Annotated in this window: 15 protein-coding genes and 1 tRNA gene; 4 read left to right on the forward strand and 12 right to left on the reverse strand. The window is 47.3% G+C overall.

All coding sequences use genetic code 11. The features are described 5' to 3' along the window. Positions 1 to 48: 48 nt before the first annotated feature. The 7 genes from FTU69_RS09040 to efp all read right to left on the reverse strand — a co-directional run bounded on the left by FTU69_RS09040 (position 49) and on the right by efp (position 7,283). Positions 49 to 125 (reverse strand) — tRNA-Val (locus FTU69_RS09040). A gap of 31 nt (positions 126 to 156) precedes the next feature. Further along, positions 157 to 2,166 (reverse strand): DUF3488 and transglutaminase-like domain-containing protein, encoded by a 2,010-nt coding sequence (locus FTU69_RS09045; RefSeq protein ID WP_180103773.1) that lies wholly within the window; start codon positions 2,164 to 2,166, stop codon positions 157 to 159. A 2-nt stretch (positions 2,167 to 2,168) separates the two neighbouring features. Next, the gene (locus tag FTU69_RS09050; protein WP_005176842.1) at positions 2,169 to 3,080 is read right to left on the reverse strand and encodes a DUF58 domain-containing protein; all 912 of its coding nucleotides are present in this window, start codon (positions 3,078 to 3,080) and stop codon (positions 2,169 to 2,171) included. 2 nt (positions 3,081 to 3,082) lie between these two features. Further along, a complete protein-coding gene (locus FTU69_RS09055; protein ID WP_373685093.1) occupies positions 3,083 to 4,045 on the reverse strand; it encodes an AAA family ATPase in 963 nt (320 codons plus the stop codon). 85 nt (positions 4,046 to 4,130) lie between these two features. Beyond that, positions 4,131 to 4,430 carry a YbdD/YjiX family protein gene (locus FTU69_RS09060; RefSeq protein WP_005176838.1) on the reverse strand — a complete coding sequence of 100 codons (300 nt, stop codon included), beginning with the start codon at positions 4,428 to 4,430 and terminating at the stop codon, positions 4,131 to 4,133. Between the two features lie 11 nt (positions 4,431 to 4,441). Continuing rightward, a complete protein-coding gene (locus tag FTU69_RS09065; RefSeq protein WP_168381850.1) occupies positions 4,442 to 6,541 on the reverse strand; it encodes a carbon starvation CstA family protein in 2,100 nt (699 codons plus the stop codon). 172 nt (positions 6,542 to 6,713) lie between these two features. Then, entirely contained in the window at positions 6,714 to 7,283 is a 570-nt protein-coding gene (gene efp, locus FTU69_RS09070) for an elongation factor P (RefSeq protein WP_005176835.1), read from the reverse strand. A 378-nt stretch (positions 7,284 to 7,661) separates the two neighbouring features. Between efp and epmB the strand changes: the two genes are divergently transcribed. Genes epmB through FTU69_RS09085 form a run of 3 tightly spaced genes read left to right on the forward strand, consistent with a single transcriptional unit; the run spans position 7,662 to position 12,543 of the window. Beyond that, complete coding sequence (gene epmB, locus FTU69_RS09075; RefSeq protein WP_104471883.1) at positions 7,662 to 8,678, forward strand: EF-P beta-lysylation protein EpmB; 1,017 nt, start codon at positions 7,662 to 7,664, stop codon at positions 8,676 to 8,678. Positions 8,679 to 8,698: 20 nt separating this feature from the next. Next, the gene (locus FTU69_RS09080; protein WP_180103774.1) at positions 8,699 to 10,444 is read left to right on the forward strand and encodes a GTPase; all 1,746 of its coding nucleotides are present in this window, start codon (positions 8,699 to 8,701) and stop codon (positions 10,442 to 10,444) included. After that, positions 10,426 to 12,543 carry an EAL domain-containing protein gene (locus tag FTU69_RS09085; RefSeq protein WP_180103775.1) on the forward strand — a complete coding sequence of 706 codons (2,118 nt, stop codon included), beginning with the start codon at positions 10,426 to 10,428 and terminating at the stop codon, positions 12,541 to 12,543. Before FTU69_RS09080 ends, FTU69_RS09085 begins: the two co-directional genes overlap by 19 nt. Before the next feature lie 71 nt (positions 12,544 to 12,614). Here FTU69_RS09085 and rpmE read toward each other — a convergent pair whose 3' ends face one another. The 4 genes from rpmE to FTU69_RS09105 form a co-directional block, all read right to left on the reverse strand. Further along, positions 12,615 to 12,842: a 50S ribosomal protein L31 gene (rpmE, locus tag FTU69_RS09090; RefSeq protein ID WP_005176824.1), complete on the reverse strand. Its 228-nt coding sequence runs from the start codon at positions 12,840 to 12,842 to the stop codon at positions 12,615 to 12,617. Between the two features lie 206 nt (positions 12,843 to 13,048). Beyond that, positions 13,049 to 14,029 (reverse strand): bile acid:sodium symporter family protein, encoded by a 981-nt coding sequence (locus FTU69_RS09095; protein ID WP_180103776.1) that lies wholly within the window; start codon positions 14,027 to 14,029, stop codon positions 13,049 to 13,051. A 156-nt stretch (positions 14,030 to 14,185) separates the two neighbouring features. Further along, positions 14,186 to 14,587, reverse strand: a complete 402-nt coding sequence (gene gloA, locus FTU69_RS09100) for a lactoylglutathione lyase (protein ID WP_016658400.1) — start codon at positions 14,585 to 14,587, stop codon at positions 14,186 to 14,188. A 1-nt stretch (position 14,588) separates the two neighbouring features. Then, positions 14,589 to 16,745 (reverse strand): MFS transporter, encoded by a 2,157-nt coding sequence (locus tag FTU69_RS09105; protein ID WP_180103777.1) that lies wholly within the window; start codon positions 16,743 to 16,745, stop codon positions 14,589 to 14,591. A 202-nt stretch (positions 16,746 to 16,947) separates the two neighbouring features. On the opposite strand from FTU69_RS09105, the gene FTU69_RS09110 reads away from it, so the two are divergent. After that, positions 16,948 to 19,560, forward strand: a complete 2,613-nt coding sequence (locus FTU69_RS09110) for a Lon protease family protein (protein ID WP_171526934.1) — start codon at positions 16,948 to 16,950, stop codon at positions 19,558 to 19,560. A 55-nt stretch (positions 19,561 to 19,615) separates the two neighbouring features. Here FTU69_RS09110 and grxD read toward each other — a convergent pair whose 3' ends face one another. Next, entirely contained in the window at positions 19,616 to 19,957 is a 342-nt protein-coding gene (grxD, locus tag FTU69_RS09115) for a Grx4 family monothiol glutaredoxin (protein WP_005176812.1), read from the reverse strand. Between the last annotated feature and the right edge of the window lie 126 nt (positions 19,958 to 20,083).

Below are 20,083 nucleotides of genomic sequence, written 5' to 3' on the forward strand. Positions count from 1 at the left end.
CTTTATTACCTATATGAAGTTATGTAACAACATATAATTTTAATGTATTGGTAGGCATATCCAGACTCGAACTGGAGACCTCTACGATGTCAACGTAGCGCTCTAACCAACTGAGCTATACGCCTATATGTGACGCATCATATTCACTTTTAAATTTTATGACAAGCCTTTTCTATGATTTTTCAATGCAGATGCACAAGAATTCAGCAATGCTTTGAATTTTTTCAAATCTGCCTCAGAAACCTGCTCAGATGCATACTGCATCTGCTCATATAACTGCACGGTCTGCTTAAACACATGATGCTGCTGTGACTCAGCCTGAGCCGCCAAACGAGACATCCACATGTTAAACGTTTCAGCAGGCTTTTTCTGTAATTCAGGCGGTAACGGCTTCGAAAACGTCTGCAACAGCTGGGCAAGTTTTGGCTGCCGGCGAAGATGCTGATAATACAACCAGGCCATATATAGCCCCAGCAGACCTAAAATGGTCAGTATCAGCATCAGGATATTGGCATAGCTGGAATGCAGTCCCAGTTTGGCTAGCCAGCCCCGCTGCGACTCGGCATTATAGCCCACCACCTTGCTTTGCCATTGATAGCTGGCATAGTCGCTCCAGATACGCAGTTTATTCATTAAATGATAATGCCGATAAGTCCAGCCACTGCCGCGCTCGCCCAATACCGCCTGATCTTCCGCAATCAGATTTTGCATGCCCTGCTCAACCCGCTGCGGGCTAATCATTGCTGTCGGGTCAAAACGCTGCCATTTGCCGTTTAACAGCACTTCGGTCCAGGCATGCGCATCTAACTGGCGTACTTCCCAGCTTTTACCATCCGGGGCCAGCTCTCCGCCCTGATAACCGGTGACCACCCGCGCCGGAATTCCGACATAACGCATCAGCATCACAAAACTGGAAGCATAGTGTTCACAAAAACCCTGACGTGACTGAAACAGGAACTCATCAACACGATGTTGCCCTAATCGCCCCGGGGTTAAGGTATATACAAAGCCATTTTCCCGATACCAGCGCAGCACCTGCTGTACATAACGCTCGGGATCTTGTCCGCTGTGCAAAAATAAACGCTGGGCCAGTTGCTGTGCCTGCAAGTCCTGCTGTACCGGAAATTGAGTATTGATGCGTAAATTCAAGTGAGCATTACTCACGGTCTGGGTCTGGATATCGCCAATCCAGCGCAACGGAATCGGCTCGATCCGCTGGGTTAAACGCCGCGGTACAATGCCCCAATCCTGCTGGCTATAATAACGGCGCTCCAACGGAACCGATTTCTCTAGCCCCATCACCCAGCGCACACCTGGGTCAGCCGCCAGATATTGATAATCAAAACTACGCACATGCGCCGGCTGCAATACATCGCTACGCATTAACGGCTGCTGGTTGACAAAGCTGCTACGCCAGCGCTGGCCATCATATTCATCCAGCACCATCGCCCGCCAATACAGCTCATGCCGTGGTGGCAGTTGCTGCACATCGCCAATAATCCGAAAGGCCAGCGCGCTAGATTGTGACAGCTCGGCAATATCGCCCGGCGACATGCTGTCACTAATTCCGGTAATACCTTTATTTTCCGGAATCGGAATATGCCACAGTGGCGGTAGCCGCGGGAAAAACATAAACAGCAAGACAAAAAATGGCAGTGCATACAGCACAAAACGCCCCACATGGCGGGCATCGCGTTTTAAGGCCTGTACAGCCGAAGCCTGATATTCAAATTCGCTGGTTTGCAGGCGATACAGCCCGATCAGACAACTGAGCAGGCTTAAAATGACCATAAAGGCCATCCAGATTGAATGGCTAAACAGGAAGGAACTGGCACTGACAAATAGCGCGAAATTGAACAGGATAATCACATCGCGCCGGGTTCGGGTTTCGAGGGCCTTGGCAAATAAAAAGGTTGATAACACCGCCACGCCGGCCTCTACCCCAATAAAGGCGCGGTACTGTAAATAAATACTCAGCAGCGCCAGCGCAATCAGGCTAAAGGTCCAGTATTTGGCAATCGGCTGACGCCCGGGCTGCAGACTGAAATACAGACTAATCAGGATGATGATAAAAATTATACTGAGCAGCACAGGCAGATAGATCAGCTGTGCCAGTAACAGCAGGCCCAGGCTTGAGAGAATCGAAATACGGATACTGGAATTCATCTTTATGCCTGCGCCAACAGTTGTTTGGCGAGCAGCAATTGCTGCTCGCCACAGGCGGCCGGTAATTCTACCTGCGGCAAATACAGGGCATAGGCACATTGCTGCTGTTCACACTGCTCGACTAGGCCCATCATTAGGCTGAGTTTTTCTTCATGCGATGTGCTGGGCATCTGCGCATAGTCAATTTCAAGCTGCTGCTGATTCTGATATTGCTCAAAGACCTTGACGTATAAGCCCTGGCCACGCGCCACCTGTTTCCAGGACACTGCCTGCAAGGAATCTCCGAGCTGATAACTGCGCAGCTCCCGGAATTCATCTAAATCAGGTTCTTCATTGTGCCGGTTGTGTTTATTTTCAGTGGTGTGCTGCGCCGCTTTCGGTGCAATCCAGGCAAAGTCATTGAAATACAGATAGGTCCAGGCACGTACCAGACCAAAGGGATAAACCGAATATAACTGGATGGCCGGATAATGAAACTTGCCGCGCTGGGCAGTATAAAAAGCTAAGCTATACTGCTGTTTGGCTTCACTCAGCGCCAGTTTATGTAATTGCTGATCAACCTGAATCCACAGATAACGCAGCTGTGGCGTATCCTGCTGAAAAAACAGGTGCAGCTGGACATTTTCCCCGGCCTGCCCGACCTGCTGTGCCACCACCTCAAGCTGCAAGCCATGCAGCTGCTTAAAGGTCAAATAAAAACTGATACATAAAATCGCGCTAATTAAAAAGCAGAAGCCCAGAATCAGGTTATTGGCATAGTTAATACCGGCCACAAAGGTAATCAGGATAAGCACCAGATATAAATAACCCTGCTGATAAATAAATACCAGCACATCTTTTTGCGTGAGGCGTTTTTTCTGCTGAAATTGAAAACGCTTTTCCAGCCAGTGCTGCCAAAAATTCTGCCCGAGCATACTTAGCTGACCTGCACCTGTTGCAGCAGCTGCTGGGTTTCACCCTCACTTAAACCAATACGATGTGCCACCACCGCCACAAAAACCGCTTGTACATCATCCGGAGTGACAAAACTGCGCTGTTCAATTAACGCATGTGCCTGGGCGGCTTTTTTCAGGGCCAGTACTCCGCGCGTCGATAGTCCATGCCGGTTTTTACGGCTGGCTTCGGCCAGATCCAGAATATAATCCTGTACGGCGTCACTGACATAGAGCCGATGCACCTGCTGCTGCAATTCCAGAATTTCATCTTCGTTAAATACATGTTGCAAACTGGCAATCAGGCTCTGCCGGGAAGATTGCTGTAGCAACAGTTTTTCCGCATAACGCGATGGATAGCCCAGTGATAAACGCATTAAAAAGCGATCCAGCTGCGATTCCGGCAATGCATAGGTTCCGCTCTGAAATAGCGGATTCTGGGTAGCAATGACCCAAAATGGTTGCGGCAATTCATAACGTACGCCATCGACCGTGACGTTGCCCTCTTCCATCGCCTCTAACAAGGCACTCTGGGTTTTCGGGCTACAGCGGTTAATTTCATCGGCCAATAAAATCTGGGTAAAAATCGGGCCCTGCTTAAACTCAAACTGATGTTCTTTCTGATTAAACATGTTCACCCCAATTACATCACTGGCCAACATGTCATTGGTAAACTGAATCCGCTGAAATTTTAGTCCGGCCAAATGCGCCAGACTGCTGGATAAGGTGGTTTTGCCCAGGCCGGGTAAATCTTCAAACAGCACATGGCCGCCAGCCAGTAAACAGACCAGTGCCAGTTTGGTTTGCTGCTGTTTATCGAGAACAATCTGGTTGACCTGTTCAAGGAACTGCTGGATTCTGGGTGCATAGCGCTGCAGCTCGCTCTGGAGCTTCGCCTGATCGTGTACTGGTTCCGATTTCTTATCCTGTTTCATGCCCCAAATCACCTTCATTCCCCAAATAAAAACGGTGTATGTCCTAACATACACCGTTTTGTTTTTTTTCTAAAGAAATCAGACGATTTCTAGACTTTTAACACGGACACTTCTTCAGGTTTCCAGAAGATGGATAACGTGAATCGACACAGTGCCGGTAAAAGGTTTTGGCATCCATCGCTTCCAGATCCGGATGATGCTGCCGCATGTGCTCCAGATAGGTCTGATAATCAGGCACCCCCACCATCAGCCGGAAACTTTGCTGCAAACGCTGCCACAATGTGGCAATCCGCGACCAGTTTTTAGGATTCAGGATTAAATCCTTCTGCGACATCACGGTCATTTTGATGATTTTATAAATCACCGTTTTACCCGCTCGAGCAAATTTCAGATTCATCTTCTCGCTCCTTAATGGCCTTTGGCCGGCTGAATATCTTCAGGATCGCGGTAAATTGCTTCTGCTTCATGCACGGTTGGTTCCGGATTGGCCAAAGCACGGCGAATCACCCCAATCGCAGCAAACAGCATCACAAACGCCACAATCATAAAGAAGCCACACAATGCCGCATTAATCTGGTTCGACATTGCCACAGTCTGCATTTCCGCAATACTTTTGGCTGGTGCCAGAATTTCATTATTGGCAATGGCGGTATTGAAACGCTCTGCCTGTGCCAGGAAGCCGATCTTCGGATTTTCGTGGAAAATCTTCTGCCAGCCAGCAGTCATCGAGGTGATAAACAGGAACACGGTCGGGATGATGGTCACCCAGACATATTTCTGTTTCTTCATCTTGAACAGGATGACAGTACCAAGGATGAGCGCCATCGCAGCCAGAATCTGGTTACCAATACCAAACAGTGGCCATAAGCTGTTAATCCCGCCGAGTGGATCGACCACGCCCTGATAGACGAAGAAGCCCCAACCCGCCACCGCAACCGCAGTCCCCAGCAAGTTACCAAAGAAGTTGTGAGATTTTTTCACCGCAGGAATCACAATACCTACGGTATCCTGAACCATAAAACGGCAGGCACGGGTACCGGCATCCACTGCTGTCAGAATGAATAGCGCTTCAAACAGAATGGCGAAGTGATACCAGAACGCCATCATTTCACGGCTATTGAAAACCTCGGTGATGATATGAGCCATACCAATTGCGAAGGTTGGCGCACCACCAGTACGGGACAGAATCGAGTTTTCACCGACTTCCTGGGCCAGCAAGGTCAAGGCTTCAGGCGTGACCACAAAACCAAGGTTACGCACAGCTTCTGCTGCCGTATCTACCGACGTACCCAGTAAAGCCGCTGGCGAGTTAATCGCGAAATACACACCCGGATCAAGCACCGCGGCACAGATCAGCGCCATAATCGCCACGAAAGATTCCATCAACATACCGCCATAACCAATCATACGGATATCGCGTTCGTTGTTGACCAGTTTTGGCGTGGTTCCTGAAGACACCAGGGCGTGGAAACCGGAAATCGCACCACAGGCAATGGTAATAAACAGGAATGGGAACAGCGAACCGGCAAATACCGGACCAGTCCCATCAACAAACTTGGTGACCGCTGGCAGTTTCATTTCCGGCATGGCAAATAAAATACCAATCGCCAGACCTGCAATGACACCAATTTTCAAGAAAGTTGACAGATAATCACGCGGTGCCAATAACAGCCACACCGGTAAAACCGACGCAATAAAACCGTAAATGATCAATGCCCAGGTCAGCTCAGTCCCTGACAAGGTAAAGAACGGTCCCCAGTACGGATGCTGCGCAATGTTTTCACCGTAGATGATGCCAAGCATCATCAGCACAAAACCGATAATCGACACTTCTGCAATTTTACCCGGACGGATAAAACGCATGTAAATGCCCATAAAAATGGCAATCGGAATGGTGGCGGCAATACTGAATACACCCCACGGACTGTTGGTCAGGGCTTTCACCACCACCAGCGCCAGTACCGCCAGGATGATAATCATCACCCCAAGTGCACCCAGCATCACGATAATACCGGCAAAGCTGCCGAGTTCCTGCTTGGCCATTTCACCCAGTGAGCGGCCGTCACGACGGGTCGAAATAAACAGTACAAGGAAATCCTGTACCGCACCGGCCAGCACTACCCCAACCAATAGCCAGATAGTGCCCGGTAAATAACCCATTTGCGCTGCCAGAATCGGACCAACCAGCGGTCCGGCACCGGCAATTGCAGCAAAGTGATGGCCGAACAGGACACTTTTATTGGTCGGGACATAATCTAAACCGTCGGCCAGGCGATGCGCGGGAGTTAAACGCCTGGCATTGAGTTCAAAGACTTTATTGGCAATAAATAAACTGTAGAAGCGGTAAGCAATGCTATAGACACAGGCGGCGGCGAGGACCAGCCAGACTGCGTTTACATGCTCACCACGGCTGAGCGCCAGAATCCCGAAAGACACTGCACCCACAATAGCGACGAGCAGCCAGATAATTTTCGAAGTTAGGCTCGACTTCGTTGGTAATGTTTCCATTCAATCCCTCATATTTTCGATGCATTTAAATCAGCTTGATTGTTGTTGTTCGAGGTACTGCTGTTTTCCTTTGCGACTTTACGCCTGTTATTTTTCTATGCCTCTAAGACTTTGGCATAAAAAAAGGGATGATTGATCATCATCCCTTCGATAATAGTATATTTTTACACCATTATGCACGTTCTAAATATTCACCAGTACGGGTATCTACACGAACGCTTTCTTCTTGCTGAACGAATAATGGAACACGTACCACAGCACCTGTTTCAAGTTTCGCTGGCTTACCGCCACCGCCAGAAGTATCACCACGAACACCTGGATCAGTTTCAACAATTTTTAATACCACGAAGTTCGGAGCGCTGACGTTTAAAGGCACGCCGTTGAACAACATAATGGTACATTTTTCATTAGAATCGTCTTTTAACCATTTTGCAGCATCGCCCATAGCTGTTTTATCAGCTGCGATCTGTTCAAATGTTACAGGATCCATGAAGTTCCACAGTTCGCCGTCATTGTACAAGTAGTCCATTTCTACTTCTACAATGTCAGCAGCTTCTAGTGAATCACCAGATTTGAAAGTTTTTTCTAATACTTTACCTGTTTTAAGGTTACGTAATTTCACACGGTTGAAGGCCTGACCTTTACCTGGTTTTACGTATTCGTTTTCCATGATTGAACATGGGTTACCATCAAGCATAACCTTAAGGCCTGACTTGAATTCATTCGTAGAATAATTGGCCATGACTGGCACACTCCAAACTTACTAACTTTAAGCTATCGATGCTACGGGCTGTTGCGATGTCATTTAGCAAGTCTGACACGAACATTAGTTGCCACATGCACATTCATTTTATGTGACGTATTCTAAATGACCAATATACCTTGCCGCAATGAAAAATTCTTGTTTAACCGGCCGCTGCTGCCTAAGTTACAAGCAGATATCCATCTACCGGCTTTATTCCCAACTGGCAGATGCTTAAAATCAGCGCAGCTCGTTCTAGACTCCGCTTGGCCCGGATGTCCTGATTTTTCGCGCACAAAGCACATTCCCAGCGCCTGCAAACTGTTAAACTAGCACGATTAGGCCTTGCCCTCCCACTTCCATGATTCTTTTTCCGGCATGACAAACTATTTGTATCAACAGCAAAACTGGCAATCACAGCTCAGTGATTTAATTACCGATCCTCAGGAGTTGCTGAATCTTCTGCAACTGTCGCCTGAACAGTTACTCTCCGGCGCAATTCTGGCATCTGAACAGTTTAAATTACGTGTGCCGCGTGCATTCGTCGGAAAAATGAAAGTCGCCGATCCCTTTGATCCGCTGCTGTTACAGGTCTTGCCACATCATCTGGAACTGGAAGATCATCCTGAATTTGTCACCGATCCCTTAGGTGAAGAACAGGCCAATCAGCAACCGGGTGTCCTGCACAAATATAAGTCGCGTTTTTTACTGACCCTGACCGGGGCTTGTGCGGTACATTGCCGCTACTGTTTCCGCCGCCATTTTCCCTATCAGGACAACCTGCCTAAAAATGAAGATTGGCTAAACATCAAACAATATATTGAGTCTCAGCCCGACATTAATGAAGTGATTTTAAGTGGCGGTGATCCATTAACGTTAACCAATCGACGTTTACAGAGCTGGATTGAACGTCTGGAATCGCTGCCGCAGATTAAATTTTTGAGAATTCATTCACGCGTTCCGATTGTAATCCCCAACCGTGTCGATGAAGCGCTGATTTCCATATTAAAAAACAGTAGGCTACGGATTATTCTGGTGGTACACTCAAATCATGCATCAGAATTGGATGACTTCACTTGCCGTACATTAAATACACTGGTGAAACATCAAATTACCGTCCTGAATCAGGCAGTTTTACTTCGTGGGGTGAATGATTCTGCTCAGGTTCTGGTCGATTTAAGTTATCGCCTGTTCGATGCTGGGGTGATGCCGTATTACTTGCATGTATTAGATAAAGTGAAAGGTGCACATCATTTCGATCTGATGCCACAGGACATCGATCTTATTTATAAAGAGGTTTTAGCGAACTTGCCGGGTTATCTGGTTCCTAAACTCGTTAGGGAAATTGCGGGCGAAAAGAATAAAACACCGCTTTTTGGGGTTTCAACTGCTTGAATTTGAGTTAAATAACAACGATGACTATGAATCATTCAGATATTTTTCAGGTTGCCACTGAGCTGAAATTGGAACAGCTCAGTTTTTGCCAGAATTCTGTCAAAAGTATTCAGGAGTGGGCAGCTGACTTATCCATTTTACAGCTTGGGGACTCGTCAAAAGCCTTGTTCAAAGCCTTACTGGAAATTTCTGAACTCAAATGTCAGGAAACCTTGCGCTTTGACCTGATTCAGGCCATTCACCCGACGCTGGAAAATGTCCTGACCAGCCTGGAAAAACACTTTTTTAACCAGGGTCTGATTAGCAGCGACCGCAATGAGCATATTATCGAGCTGGCGCTGTTGTTACGTAGTCATTTTGCCAAAGTCTATATTGAAATCGCGCGCCGCAGTCACCGCCAGCTGGCCCAGCAGAAGTTTTCCATTTTTGCCTTTAACCTGAAAAAGAACCTGCAGACTGCGCGGACTGTGGCCACCTATTATGCGCTGCAACAACTGACCTTATTGCTGTATCAGCAACAGATGCTATATAGCTCGCCATTTTCCGGGCAATGGCTCACTGCACATCAACTGTTTAACTGCGCGCTGCAGCACAATTTTCATCAGAACAATATTAACCATCTGCAAGGCACCCAGCATCAGCTGCAAAATATCAGTCAGGCCTATGTGCAATTAATCCTGCTGGATATTTTCAATACCCATCAGATTCGTCCAGCCGAAATTCAGGGGCTGTATCTCTGCAGTTTTGACTGGGTCAAGCTGATTCAGATTTTGCCCAAAGAAACCACCCTGTCACGCTATATTGTCGATACCAATAAAGACTATCCGCCAATTTATAACTCGCATCAATCGGGTGATTTTGAGCCGGGTATTTTTATTTCGACACAAGCGCTGCTGGATCATATTAGTGAAAATCAGGGCCGCAAGGCCGAACATTTCTCCCGCAATGAAAAGCTGTTTTTAACTCCAGCCCTGCATTTTCATATTCATACCCTGCTCACCCATAATCCTGAGCGTCGCCATGAACGTTATGAATATTCGGCCCGGGTCAAAATCTGCTTTGGCTTAAGCGTGGCACACTTCTATTTGTCTAAAGGCAAGAATTTTCAGGAAACCCTGCAACTGGGTGAAAATTACCAGTTCCAGAGTGAAAGCCAGTTCATCAACCAGATGCACAGTCATACCACTGCCGACATCAGCAAAATCCAGAGTCTGGACCGTGAAGCCAAACAGATTTACGGCGCGGAAGTGCTGGATATCAGTGTGAATGGTTACCGGATTAAATGGGAAGGTGAAACGCCAAAAAACCTTAAAACCGGTGAATTTATTCTGGTGCAGGAAAATCCGCAAAGTCCGTGGCGTGGCGGTGTGATTCGCTGGATTAAACAGTCGACTGACAAAACCCTGGAACTGGGCCTTGAAGTTTTGGCGCAGGACATTATTCCATGTGCCGTCTATGTGAAATCTGACCGGCATAGCGGGCATTATCATCCTGCCCTGCTCATGCAGAGCTCACAGCTAAATGAAGTCAGCACTCATCTTATTTTACCGGGGATTCAATTATTAAGAGACAAGCAGACCGTACAGCTGCGTTTAGGGGATGAAGACATTAAAGTCTTTTTAATTAAACCGTTACTCATTACTCAAAGCTTTATGCGTTTTGACTTTGAACTGTTAAATGACCAGCAGCAAGCCACAGTCGATGCCTTTATTCACAAGCAGATGAATGACGTTAAGAATCAAGATTTATGGGAAGCGTTGAAGTGAGAAATCCTTTACTATCTAAAAAATTTAAACGTACCGAAACACGTTTACTCATTATCGATGATAACCAAATCCGTTTTAATCAGATTTGCGAACAGCTGAATGCACAGGAACATACCGTGCAGGCCACCCTGCTCGATGACCTGCAAAATTTTGAAAAACAGCTGAATTTAACCTGGGATGTGGTGATTTTTGGCCGCGCCTACGACCTGAAAATTGATCAGGCTCTAACCCTGATTCGCGCCTCAAAACAGCCGAATTTACCACTGGTATTATTGCAGCCTGAAGACTATGATGCCACCCAATATAGCGCCCTCATCCGCAAAGGCATTTATGATCTGGTCAACCTGAACGATAGTGACAGTTTCTATCTGGGTCTGCTTCGTGCCCTCTCTTTCAGCCGTTTGCAGCAAACCCATGCCCAGCTCAAAGAAGAGCTGGAAAATGCCCAGACGCAGGCGCAGTCTCTGGTAGAAGACAGCAACAAGGCGGTGGCGATTATTCAGGAAGGCATTCATGTACAGGCCAATCAGGAATATTTACAGCTGTTTGGCTTTCAGAATGAAGATGAGATTATTGGTCTGCCTTTGCTTGACCTGTTGCAACCGGAAGATCTAGCCGATTTTAAACTGCGCTTTAAAAAAGTATCGCAAGGTCAGTTTGATTTAGGCCGTTTCAGCTACAGCTCTTTAAATAGTCATGTCGCCGCGCAAAATCCGCTACAGCTGGAATTTTTACCGGCTACTGATGAAGATGCCTTGCAGCTGACCATTGATATTCAGCAAGCTGCTACAGCACCAGCCAAGGCCAGCAATGAAAACACAGCTGGTCAGCAGCCGACCCATCAGCTGATTAACCGCACCCTGAACAATCAGCCATCCAAAATTAATGCGCTGGTGGTATTTGCCCTGGCCTCCTGCCCTGAAAAAGTCTTGCAATCGGACTGGGTTACGCTGAAAAACTATTTCGGTAATATTAAAACCTTCCTGAAAGAACAGACCAATGTGCCTTTATTCAAGGTCAATTCATCGATCTATATTGGCTTGTTTCAGGCAGAATCAACCACCATTTTGCATTCCAAACTGATTGGTCTCAGCTCACTGAGTAAACCGCAGTTATTGAGCGTCAATGGGCAAAGTTATCCGCTGAATTTCCGTATGGGCTATGCGGTACTTGAGGGTGAAATTGCTGATAGCACCCAGTTTGAACAGCTGATGGAACGTGCTTTTGTAACCGCACTGCCTTATCAGCAAAAAGATGAGCAAAGCCTCGGACTGGATTTATCCATGACCGATCTGTCGCTGGAAATTGTCGAGCCAAAGGTTGCACCTGTGGTCGAAACCGCTGCTTCATCGCTATTAGGCGCCTTACGCCACAGCCTGGATCGTAATGAAATTCATCTGAAATACCAGCAACTGTATGACAAACAGGACAGCAATTTATATACCTATGAAGTCAGCAGCGGCTTTATTCATCAAGCAGAATGGAAAAGTCTGACCGGGCTGGTTGATCTGGCTGAAGATCCGGAACTCTCAATTAAACTGGATCGCTGGATTCTGGTCGAAGCCTGCAAACAGCTACACAACTTCATTACCCAATATCCGGAAGCCAAGCTGATTGTTAACCTGAACAAGCATGTGCTGCTACAAGACCGCGCGTTCCCGGAATTTGTGTCCAAACTGATTACCATTGTGGGTAGTCAGCAGGCTTATCCGTTAATTCTGCAATTCTCTGAAGAAGATGTGAGCCAGAACCTGATGGATGCCCAAAAGCAGATGCATTTGCTGCATCAGCATGGTGCGGAGATTTCCATCCGTGAATTCGGCCAGTCGATGTATAGCGAATCCATTCTTAAACAGCTGGATGTGCAATATGTGACCCTGCATCCATCGCTGACCAGCAAACTGATGCAAGATAGTGCCACTCAGGAGCTACAGGAACAGATTCAGCAGTTTAGCGAAATCAAGCCGGTGGAAGTGGTGCTACATGAACTAAACGATATGAACCTGTTTGCCAACGCCTGGAATGTGGATGCCCGTTATATTCAGGGTGATTACTTCCAGAAGAAACTCGATCATCTCATTGATGTACAAGACCAATAAGGTCTTGTACTTTTCGCCTGAAGTGCAGGCACAAAAAAACGGGCAAATGCCCGTTTTTTTCATTCTGGGTATTAACCACGTTTGATAGAACGTGACATACCAGCAAAACGTTGTTTGAACTTGTCGATACGACCGCCAGTGTCAACGTTCTTTTGCTTACCAGTGTAGAATGGGTGGCAAGCTGAACATACGTCTAGGTAAAGAGTGTCTTTACCAACAGCTGAACGAGTTTCGATCACGTTACCACATGAACAAGTAGCAACTAATTTTTCATATTTTGGGTGAATATCGGCGCGCATCGTCGATTACTCCATAAGATTAAAGAAGGTTTTGCTGTCGTCGCAATTGATCACTCTCAAGACTGAGGAAAAAAGCTGTTTATTCGAGATAAATCGCAGACCAACACCACAACAGACCATTCTTTTGGCCCACCGAGACGGATACCGTCAGAGCTAAGCACAACAAGTTGGGGCATATTATACGTGAATCTATGCCAATATGCGAATTATTCTTTGCCCTCAATTTCAGGCTGCTTCGACCAGTAATTGGCAATAATGCCGCAGACCATCAGCTGGATTTGATGGAAAATCATGATTGGCAGCACAATCATGCCCAAAGGCTGGCCAATAAACAGAATCTGCGCCATCGGTACACCACTGGCCAGGGTTTTTTTAGAGCCACAGAAGAAAATCGCGATCTGGTCTTCACGTTTAAAGCCCAGCCATTTTGGGATGTACAGCGCCAACAGCATGATGATGGTCAGCAGCACCGAACAGGCTACAGTTAGAATCAGTAACGTTGTGCCACTGACTTCATTCCACAGTCCGGCCACCACGGCGCCACTAAAGGCACCATAAACCACCATCAAAATCGTACCCTGATCAAAGCCTTTAACCAGACTTGGGAACTTGACCAAAAATGGATAGACCCACGGCCGCAGCAATTGCCCCAGAATAAAAGGCACCAATAACAATAAGGTAATCTGAATAATGGATGAGGTCGGGTCATAGTCGTGCTGCGACTGGCCAAAAATAAACAGGCTGACCAGAACCGGAGTAATGAACATGCCGGCAATATTGGAAAAAGACGCACTGCAGACTGCACTGGCGACATTGCCGCGTGCAACCGAGGTAAAGGCAATAGAAGACTGCACCGTAGAAGGCAGGAAGCACATAAACAGAAAGCCCCAGTACAGCTCCTGCCCCAGCAATGGCAATAATACGGGTTTGGCCATGAGACCTAAGACGGGAAATAACAAGAAGGTAAACGCAAACACCAGCGTATGCAGTTGCCAGTGCATGATGCCTTGTACCACCGCCTCTCTGGACAATTTTGCCCCATGTAAAAAAAACAGCACTGCAATAGCCGCCGTGGTAATAACGCCAAAGACTTCAGCCACCTGCCCAGAGACTGGCACGATACTGGCCAGTATCACCATCACAATTAACAATATGGTAAAGCGATCCAATGCAAGTAGTTTTAGCATGTCTACATCCTGTGATTTTATTTTTGCATCGACATAAAAAAGCCCAGTCAGCGGGTTTTACCTCACGGTAAAGTTCCATCTTACTGGGCTGGAACAATAAAGCTAGTCTGCTGGCTTAATGTTCACTATTTTGTGGCGCTATACTACTGCGCCAACTTAGTTATTGCGGGCATTGCCATCCTGCTGGATCAGTTCGATTTTATAACCGTCCGGATCTTCCACAAAGGCAATTACGGTCACGCCGCCTTTCATTGGACCCGCTTCACGCACCACATTGCCGCCGCGCGCCTTGATTTCTTCACAGGCTTTGTAAGCATCTTCCACTGCAATGGCAATATGACCATAGCCATTGCCCAGCTCATAGCTGTCTGTATCCCAGTTATGGGTCAGTTCCAGCACGGTATGGTTGTCTTCATCACCATAGCCGACAAATGCCAGGGTAAAGCGGCCTTCTTCGTAGTCACGTTTACGGAGTAAAGTCATGCCAAGTACTTCAGTATAGAACTGCAATGACCGTTCTAAATTGCCTACACGTAACATGGTATGCAGCATGCGCATATTATTCGTCCTTTTGTTGAATTTGAGCGTGTTCATGAGCACGCAATAATTTTGCCACCCACACCACCAGAATCAGAATCGGAATTCCAAGCAGCGTGGTCATGAGGAAGAAACTCGGATAACCGATATTATTGACTATGGTACCTGAATATCCACCTAAAATTTTAGGAGTGAGGGTCATTAGCGAACTAAAGATCGCATATTGTACAGCGGTAAACGACACACTGGTTAAGCTGGACAGGAAGGCAATAAATGCCGCACCGGCCAGACCGGAGGCCAGGTTATCAATAATAATTGCCAGATAGAGCCATAAACTGCTATACGGTTTAATCACCTTACCGCGAACTTCTACCGCTGCATCAGCGTTGATATCCACCGGTGTCAGGGCCTGAATATCAATATCCAACACCGGATGCTGCGGTGCCAGCTGATAACCGCGGCTGGCACTGAGTGTACTGCCATCCAGCAATCGGGCCTGCACCTGAATCGTGCTATTTTGCGCTGTCTGTAACTGCTGGCCTTCAATCACACCACTAAACAGACCGCCCTCTTCCAGCTTGGCCGGATATTCCTTGCCATCCAGAACCAGACTCAGCGGCTGTTCTTGCTGTAGCTGTGCAGCATCAAGACCACTCAACTGACCACGAATCACCAGACTTTGCTCGGCTTCCTGTGCAGAAATCCGGTCATCCGAGGTAATCGGTAATAACTGGATTTGGGCTGTGCCGGTCTGCTGCAAATACGGCATGCTTAATTGCGCCTGATCGGACTGATTGGCGTATTGTGCCTGTACCTGAATCTGATTAGCCTGAGCCAGCACGTTGCTCGGTACCTGTACGCTCCAGTAACCGGCTTCATCGGCCTGTACCTTATATTGCTGCGCCCCGACATTCACCTGCACATCACTCAGGCTTTGCCCGGATTTGACCAGTCCAATAAAAATCAGGTTGGTCGAGCTGGCCAGCACTGCGCCCAGAAACATCAGTTTCATGATATTCATTTTTTGGGCCAGCAAACCGCCCAGGAAGCCACCCACCAACGAGAAAATCACCCCGTAGACTTTGACTGCTTCAGCAATCTGTTCTTTGCTGAAGTTCAGGTCCTGATAAAACACATTGGAAATGACCCCTGCAATAATATCCGAAACCCGATAAAACCCGATCAGCAGCAGTAACACCAAAGCCAGCTTTAAACCATAGCGCTTAAAGAAATCCGCGACCGGATGCACCCAGGTTTCAAAAGCCATCTGTTTATTGACTGCACCCAGTTTGACCAGCACAGTTCCGACCAGTAAAGCCACCGCACCCGAGCCAATAAAGCGAATCGCCTCCAGCGTAAACAGCAGGAAGGAATCCTGAATACTGAGCTGGTTTTTCAGCGCATCCAGCGCCTGACCGGAATAGATATAACTCAGCACAAAACTGATCACGGCAACAAAAAACACCACCACCAGTCGATAATAATCGCTGCGTTTATATTCTTTACGGACACGCTCCACCACCGGCTCACGAATCACCAGCGTGGTACACATCCCGATCAGCATCACCGCCGCCATCACCAGATAGGTGTATTTCCAGGCCTCATAAATATAGTTGCCTTTAGCCGTGCCCAGATACGCCGCCAGAAATAAAGCGCCCGCACCAGCTACAATCATCCCGATACGATAACCGGCGTTATAGGTCGAAGCCAATACAGTTTGCATCTGGGTTTCAGCCAGCTCAATACGATAGGCATCAATCACAATATCTTGCGTGGCCGCAGCAAAACCGAGCAGCACCGCACCCACCGCCATCTGGTAGAGATGCGTCTGCCCTAAGGCCGGATCTGAAAAGGCCATAATACAGATGGCGCATATAATCAGGACCTGGGCAATTAAAAGCCAGGCCCGGCGCCGGCCCAGTTTTTGGGTTAAATATGGCACTGGTAACTCATCAATTAATGGTGCCCAGACAAACTTAAATGAATAACCCAGCGCCGCCCAGCTAAAGAAAGTTACGGCATTACGGCTAATGCCGGCTTCACCTAACCATAACGATAAACTGGAAAAAATAAGAAGAATGGGAATACCGGCCGAGAAGCCAAGAAACAGCATGATCAGCGCACGCCGATCTAAAAATGCGGTAAAGGCAGATTTCCATCCTGTAGATTGTGTTGTCATTACATTATTTTTGTCAAAAAACTGAATGTTGCTATTCAATCGTTTAATGGATTTGGTTTCAACCTGATTTATGCAAACGCCCTGTGATTTTCTGGAGAAATGCAGCGGCCTGGCTTGAAATTTTCTATTAAACCTGTATACCTTAAATCTCTATTGCAATAATTTCGTTTTGGATTTCACAGTGACGCAAAGACACGAGCACATGACCTCTTCTTTATCTGCTTCAATTACCGAACAACAAACATTAGTTTTACAACCAGAACAAACTCTTACCTCAGCCTTCGAACAAGCCGAAATTCAAACGACACTTAATAACACCCGCTTAAGCCCGGAACAGCTGACCCATATTCCGGATCTGGAAAAAATTCCGGCCTCCACCAAACGGATTAAGCCTTTAAATAATTTTCTGGGTCAGGATCGTGCCCGCGCTTCAGTAGAAGCCGGCATTGCATTGCCTTATTCCGGCTATAACATTTTTGCGGTCGGTACGGCAGGACTGGGCAAACGCACCATGATCCGGCGTTTACTGCAGCAACATGCCAAAACCATGGCCACGCCAAATGACTGGGTGTATGTCAATAATTTTAAAAACCCGCGCCAGCCCATTGCCCTGCGACTGCCGGCCGGTCAGGCACCAAAATTCCAGACCCAGCTGCATCAGAGCTGGCAGACCATTTTAAAACAGCTGGAACGCCGTTTTAGCGCCGAAACCTATCACAACCGCATTGAACAGATTCGCCAGCAAACCGGTGATGAACAGCAACAGGCCCTCATTGAACTGACCAAAGAAGGTGAAACCCTGGATTTAAAACTGGTCTCGCGCAATGACGAGCACTGCTTTATTCCGGTGCAGTTTAAAGATGACCAGCTGCAGGAAATGACCCAGGAAGATGTCAATGCCTTAAGCAGCAAAGAGCGCGCCGAAATTGCCGCCAATATGCGCTATATGGATAAAAAACTGGAACGTCTGGGTCTGCATCTGGGTGATCTAGAAGATGATGCACGAGATCGGGTTCAGGTCCTGAATCGTGACATTGCCAAACAGGTGGTGATGCCGCGGATTGATTTATTACTGAATAAATTTTCAGAGGTTCAAGGGCTTGAAGACTATCTGAAATACTATGCCGAAGACATTATCAACAATGTTGAAATGGTGCTGGAACAGGAAGAAGATGACTTCACTCCGGCGGTGTTTAGCCGGGTGCCAGCGCGTTATCAGGCCAATATTGTTGTCACGCATAAACCGAACTCGGGTGCACCGGTAATCTTTGAAGATTTCCCGACCCATTACAACCTGCTCGGTCATGTGGAACAGATGACCCAGAACGGCACCATCACCACTGACTTCACCTTAATCCGTTCCGGTGCCTTACATCGTGCCAATGGCGGTTTTTTAATTCTGGAAGCCGAACAGTTACTGGAACAGCCTTATGCCTGGCAAGGGCTGAAACGTGCCTTGAAATCGGGCCAGCTAAAACTGTCCTCACTGGAACATATGCTGACTTTAACCGGCAGTATTTCGATTGAACCGGAATCAATTCCCCTGACCTTAAAGGTCATTCTACTGGCCGAGCCGGAAATCTATTATGAAATTCTGGAAGTCGAACCGGAGCTGGGCAGCGTCTTTAAAATCCGTGCCGACTTCACCGATACATTACAACGTAATGACACCAATGAGCAGGCTTATATGCAGCTGATAGCTGATTATGTTCAGGCCGATAAACTACTGCCCTTTGACCGCTCTGCCCTGGCCGCGCTGTTAACCGACTCGAGTCGTCTGGCCGAGGACCAAAGCTCGCTGTCCTTACATGCCCTGACGCTGGGTGATCTGATTCGGGAATCACATCATCATGCGGTACAAGCCGACAAAAAGATGGTGTCAGAAGAACATATCAACATGGCGCTGGATCATCGTAAATATCGCTTAGGCTATTTGCGTGAACTGTACTGGCAGGACCTGTCGCGCGGCACCCAGCTGATTGAAACCAAGGGTCATCGTCTGGGTCAGATCAATGCCCTGTCCGTGATTCATTATGCCGATGTCGAGTTTGGCCTGCCTTCGCGCCTGACGGCATCGGTCTATCAGGGCGGCGGCGATATTCTGGATATTGAACGCAGTGTTGAATTGGGCGGCTCGCTGCATGCCAAAGGCGTGCTGTTAATGTCCAGCTTCCTGAAAGCCCATTTTGGCCGCGAACAGATTCTGCACTTCTCTGCCGCACTGGCCTTTGAACAGAGCTATGGTCAGGTCGATGGTGATAGCGCCACCGTTGCGGAACTGTCTGCCCTGATTTCAGCAATCAGCCAGTTACCAATTGATCAGTCCTGGGCCATTACCGGTTCCATGAACCAGCTGGGTCAGGTGCAACCTGTTGGCGGCGTCAATGCCAAAATTGAAGGCTTCTATGATGCCTGTAAATTACAAGGTTTAACCGGCAAGCAAGGCGTGATTATTCCGCGTCAAAACATGCAGCATCTCATGCTGCGTAAAGATGTGATTGAAGCGGTGCAAAAAGGCGAATTCCATATTCATGCCATTGATGTGATTGATCAGGCGCTAGAAATTCTGATGGCGCGTCCGGTCGGTAAACTGGACAAAAAAGGCCGTTATAGCAAAGGCTCGATTTATGACATGGTGATGGCGCAGCTTGAATACTGGCAAGCCATTGAAGATGGCGCAGAAATTGAAGAGGAAGAGCCAAAGAAAAAGAAAAAAGCCAAGAAAGAAAAAAAGGCCAAGAAAAAAGATCAGCCTGCTGAAGCAGCAATTGAGGCTATTCCGGTAGAAGATGCCCGTAACCAGACTGGCTCATAATGGCCGGTCTAAAAAAGCAAAAAAGCGCCGAAAGGCGCTTTTTTATACGACTGAATTAAGCTTCAGGCGCTGGGCTGTACTGTTCAACCAAAGGCTGTAACTCACCTTTTTGGAACATATCCAGCATAATATCGCTACCGCCAATTAACTCGCCATTGATCCACAATTGCGGGAAAGTTGGCCAGTTGGCAATTTTCGGCAAAGTTGCACGAATATCCTGGTTTTCAAGAATATTCACATAGGCAAATGGACGACCAATTTGACTGAGCGCTTCTACTGCACGAGCTGAGAAACCACATTGTGGGAATTGCGGTGTGCCTTTCATGTAAAGAAGAACTGCATGTTTAGCAATTTGGTCACGAATTAACGCTTCGGTATCGCGTGCTTGTTCAGTCATTGATAAATCCTCAACTAATCTGTCTCGCATTATACCCAAAACAGAGAAAAACAGTACGTCTAAAGTAATAAATCCATTTTTATTTACAATTACCCTTTAAATCTGACCAAGTTTTTGCTTATATAA

It is taken from the genome of Acinetobacter sp. YH12134 (assembly GCF_013418555.1).
In the GTDB taxonomy this organism is placed as follows: domain Bacteria; phylum Pseudomonadota; class Gammaproteobacteria; order Pseudomonadales; family Moraxellaceae; genus Acinetobacter; species Acinetobacter indicus.

Bases quoted from the DNA above. Each gene is read 5' to 3' on its own strand.
- FTU69_RS09050 (WP_005176842.1), bottom strand. From the start codon at position 3,080: ATGCTCGGGCAGAATTTTTGGCAGCACTGGCTGGAAAAGCGTTTTCAA.
- FTU69_RS09045 (WP_180103773.1), bottom strand. From the start codon at position 2,166: ATGAATTCCAGTATCCGTATTTCGATTCTCTCAAGCCTGGGCCTGCTG.
- FTU69_RS09080 (WP_180103774.1), top strand. From the start codon at position 8,699: ATGACTATGAATCATTCAGATATTTTTCAGGTTGCCACTGAGCTGAAA.
- epmB (WP_104471883.1), top strand. From the start codon at position 7,662: ATGACAAACTATTTGTATCAACAGCAAAACTGGCAATCACAGCTCAGT.
- grxD (WP_005176812.1), bottom strand. From the start codon at position 19,957: ATGACTGAACAAGCACGCGATACCGAAGCGTTAATTCGTGACCAAATT.
- FTU69_RS09105 (WP_180103777.1), bottom strand. From the start codon at position 16,745: ATGACAACACAATCTACAGGATGGAAATCTGCCTTTACCGCATTTTTA.
- gloA (WP_016658400.1), bottom strand. From the start codon at position 14,587: ATGCGCATGCTGCATACCATGTTACGTGTAGGCAATTTAGAACGGTCA.
- FTU69_RS09065 (WP_168381850.1), bottom strand. From the start codon at position 6,541: ATGGAAACATTACCAACGAAGTCGAGCCTAACTTCGAAAATTATCTGG.
- FTU69_RS09060 (WP_005176838.1), bottom strand. From the start codon at position 4,430: ATGAATCTGAAATTTGCTCGAGCGGGTAAAACGGTGATTTATAAAATC.
- FTU69_RS09085 (WP_180103775.1), top strand. From the start codon at position 10,426: ATGGGAAGCGTTGAAGTGAGAAATCCTTTACTATCTAAAAAATTTAAA.
- rpmE (WP_005176824.1), bottom strand. From the start codon at position 12,842: ATGCGCGCCGATATTCACCCAAAATATGAAAAATTAGTTGCTACTTGT.
- FTU69_RS09110 (WP_171526934.1), top strand. From the start codon at position 16,948: ATGACCTCTTCTTTATCTGCTTCAATTACCGAACAACAAACATTAGTT.
- efp (WP_005176835.1), bottom strand. From the start codon at position 7,283: ATGGCCAATTATTCTACGAATGAATTCAAGTCAGGCCTTAAGGTTATG.
- FTU69_RS09095 (WP_180103776.1), bottom strand. From the start codon at position 14,029: ATGCTAAAACTACTTGCATTGGATCGCTTTACCATATTGTTAATTGTG.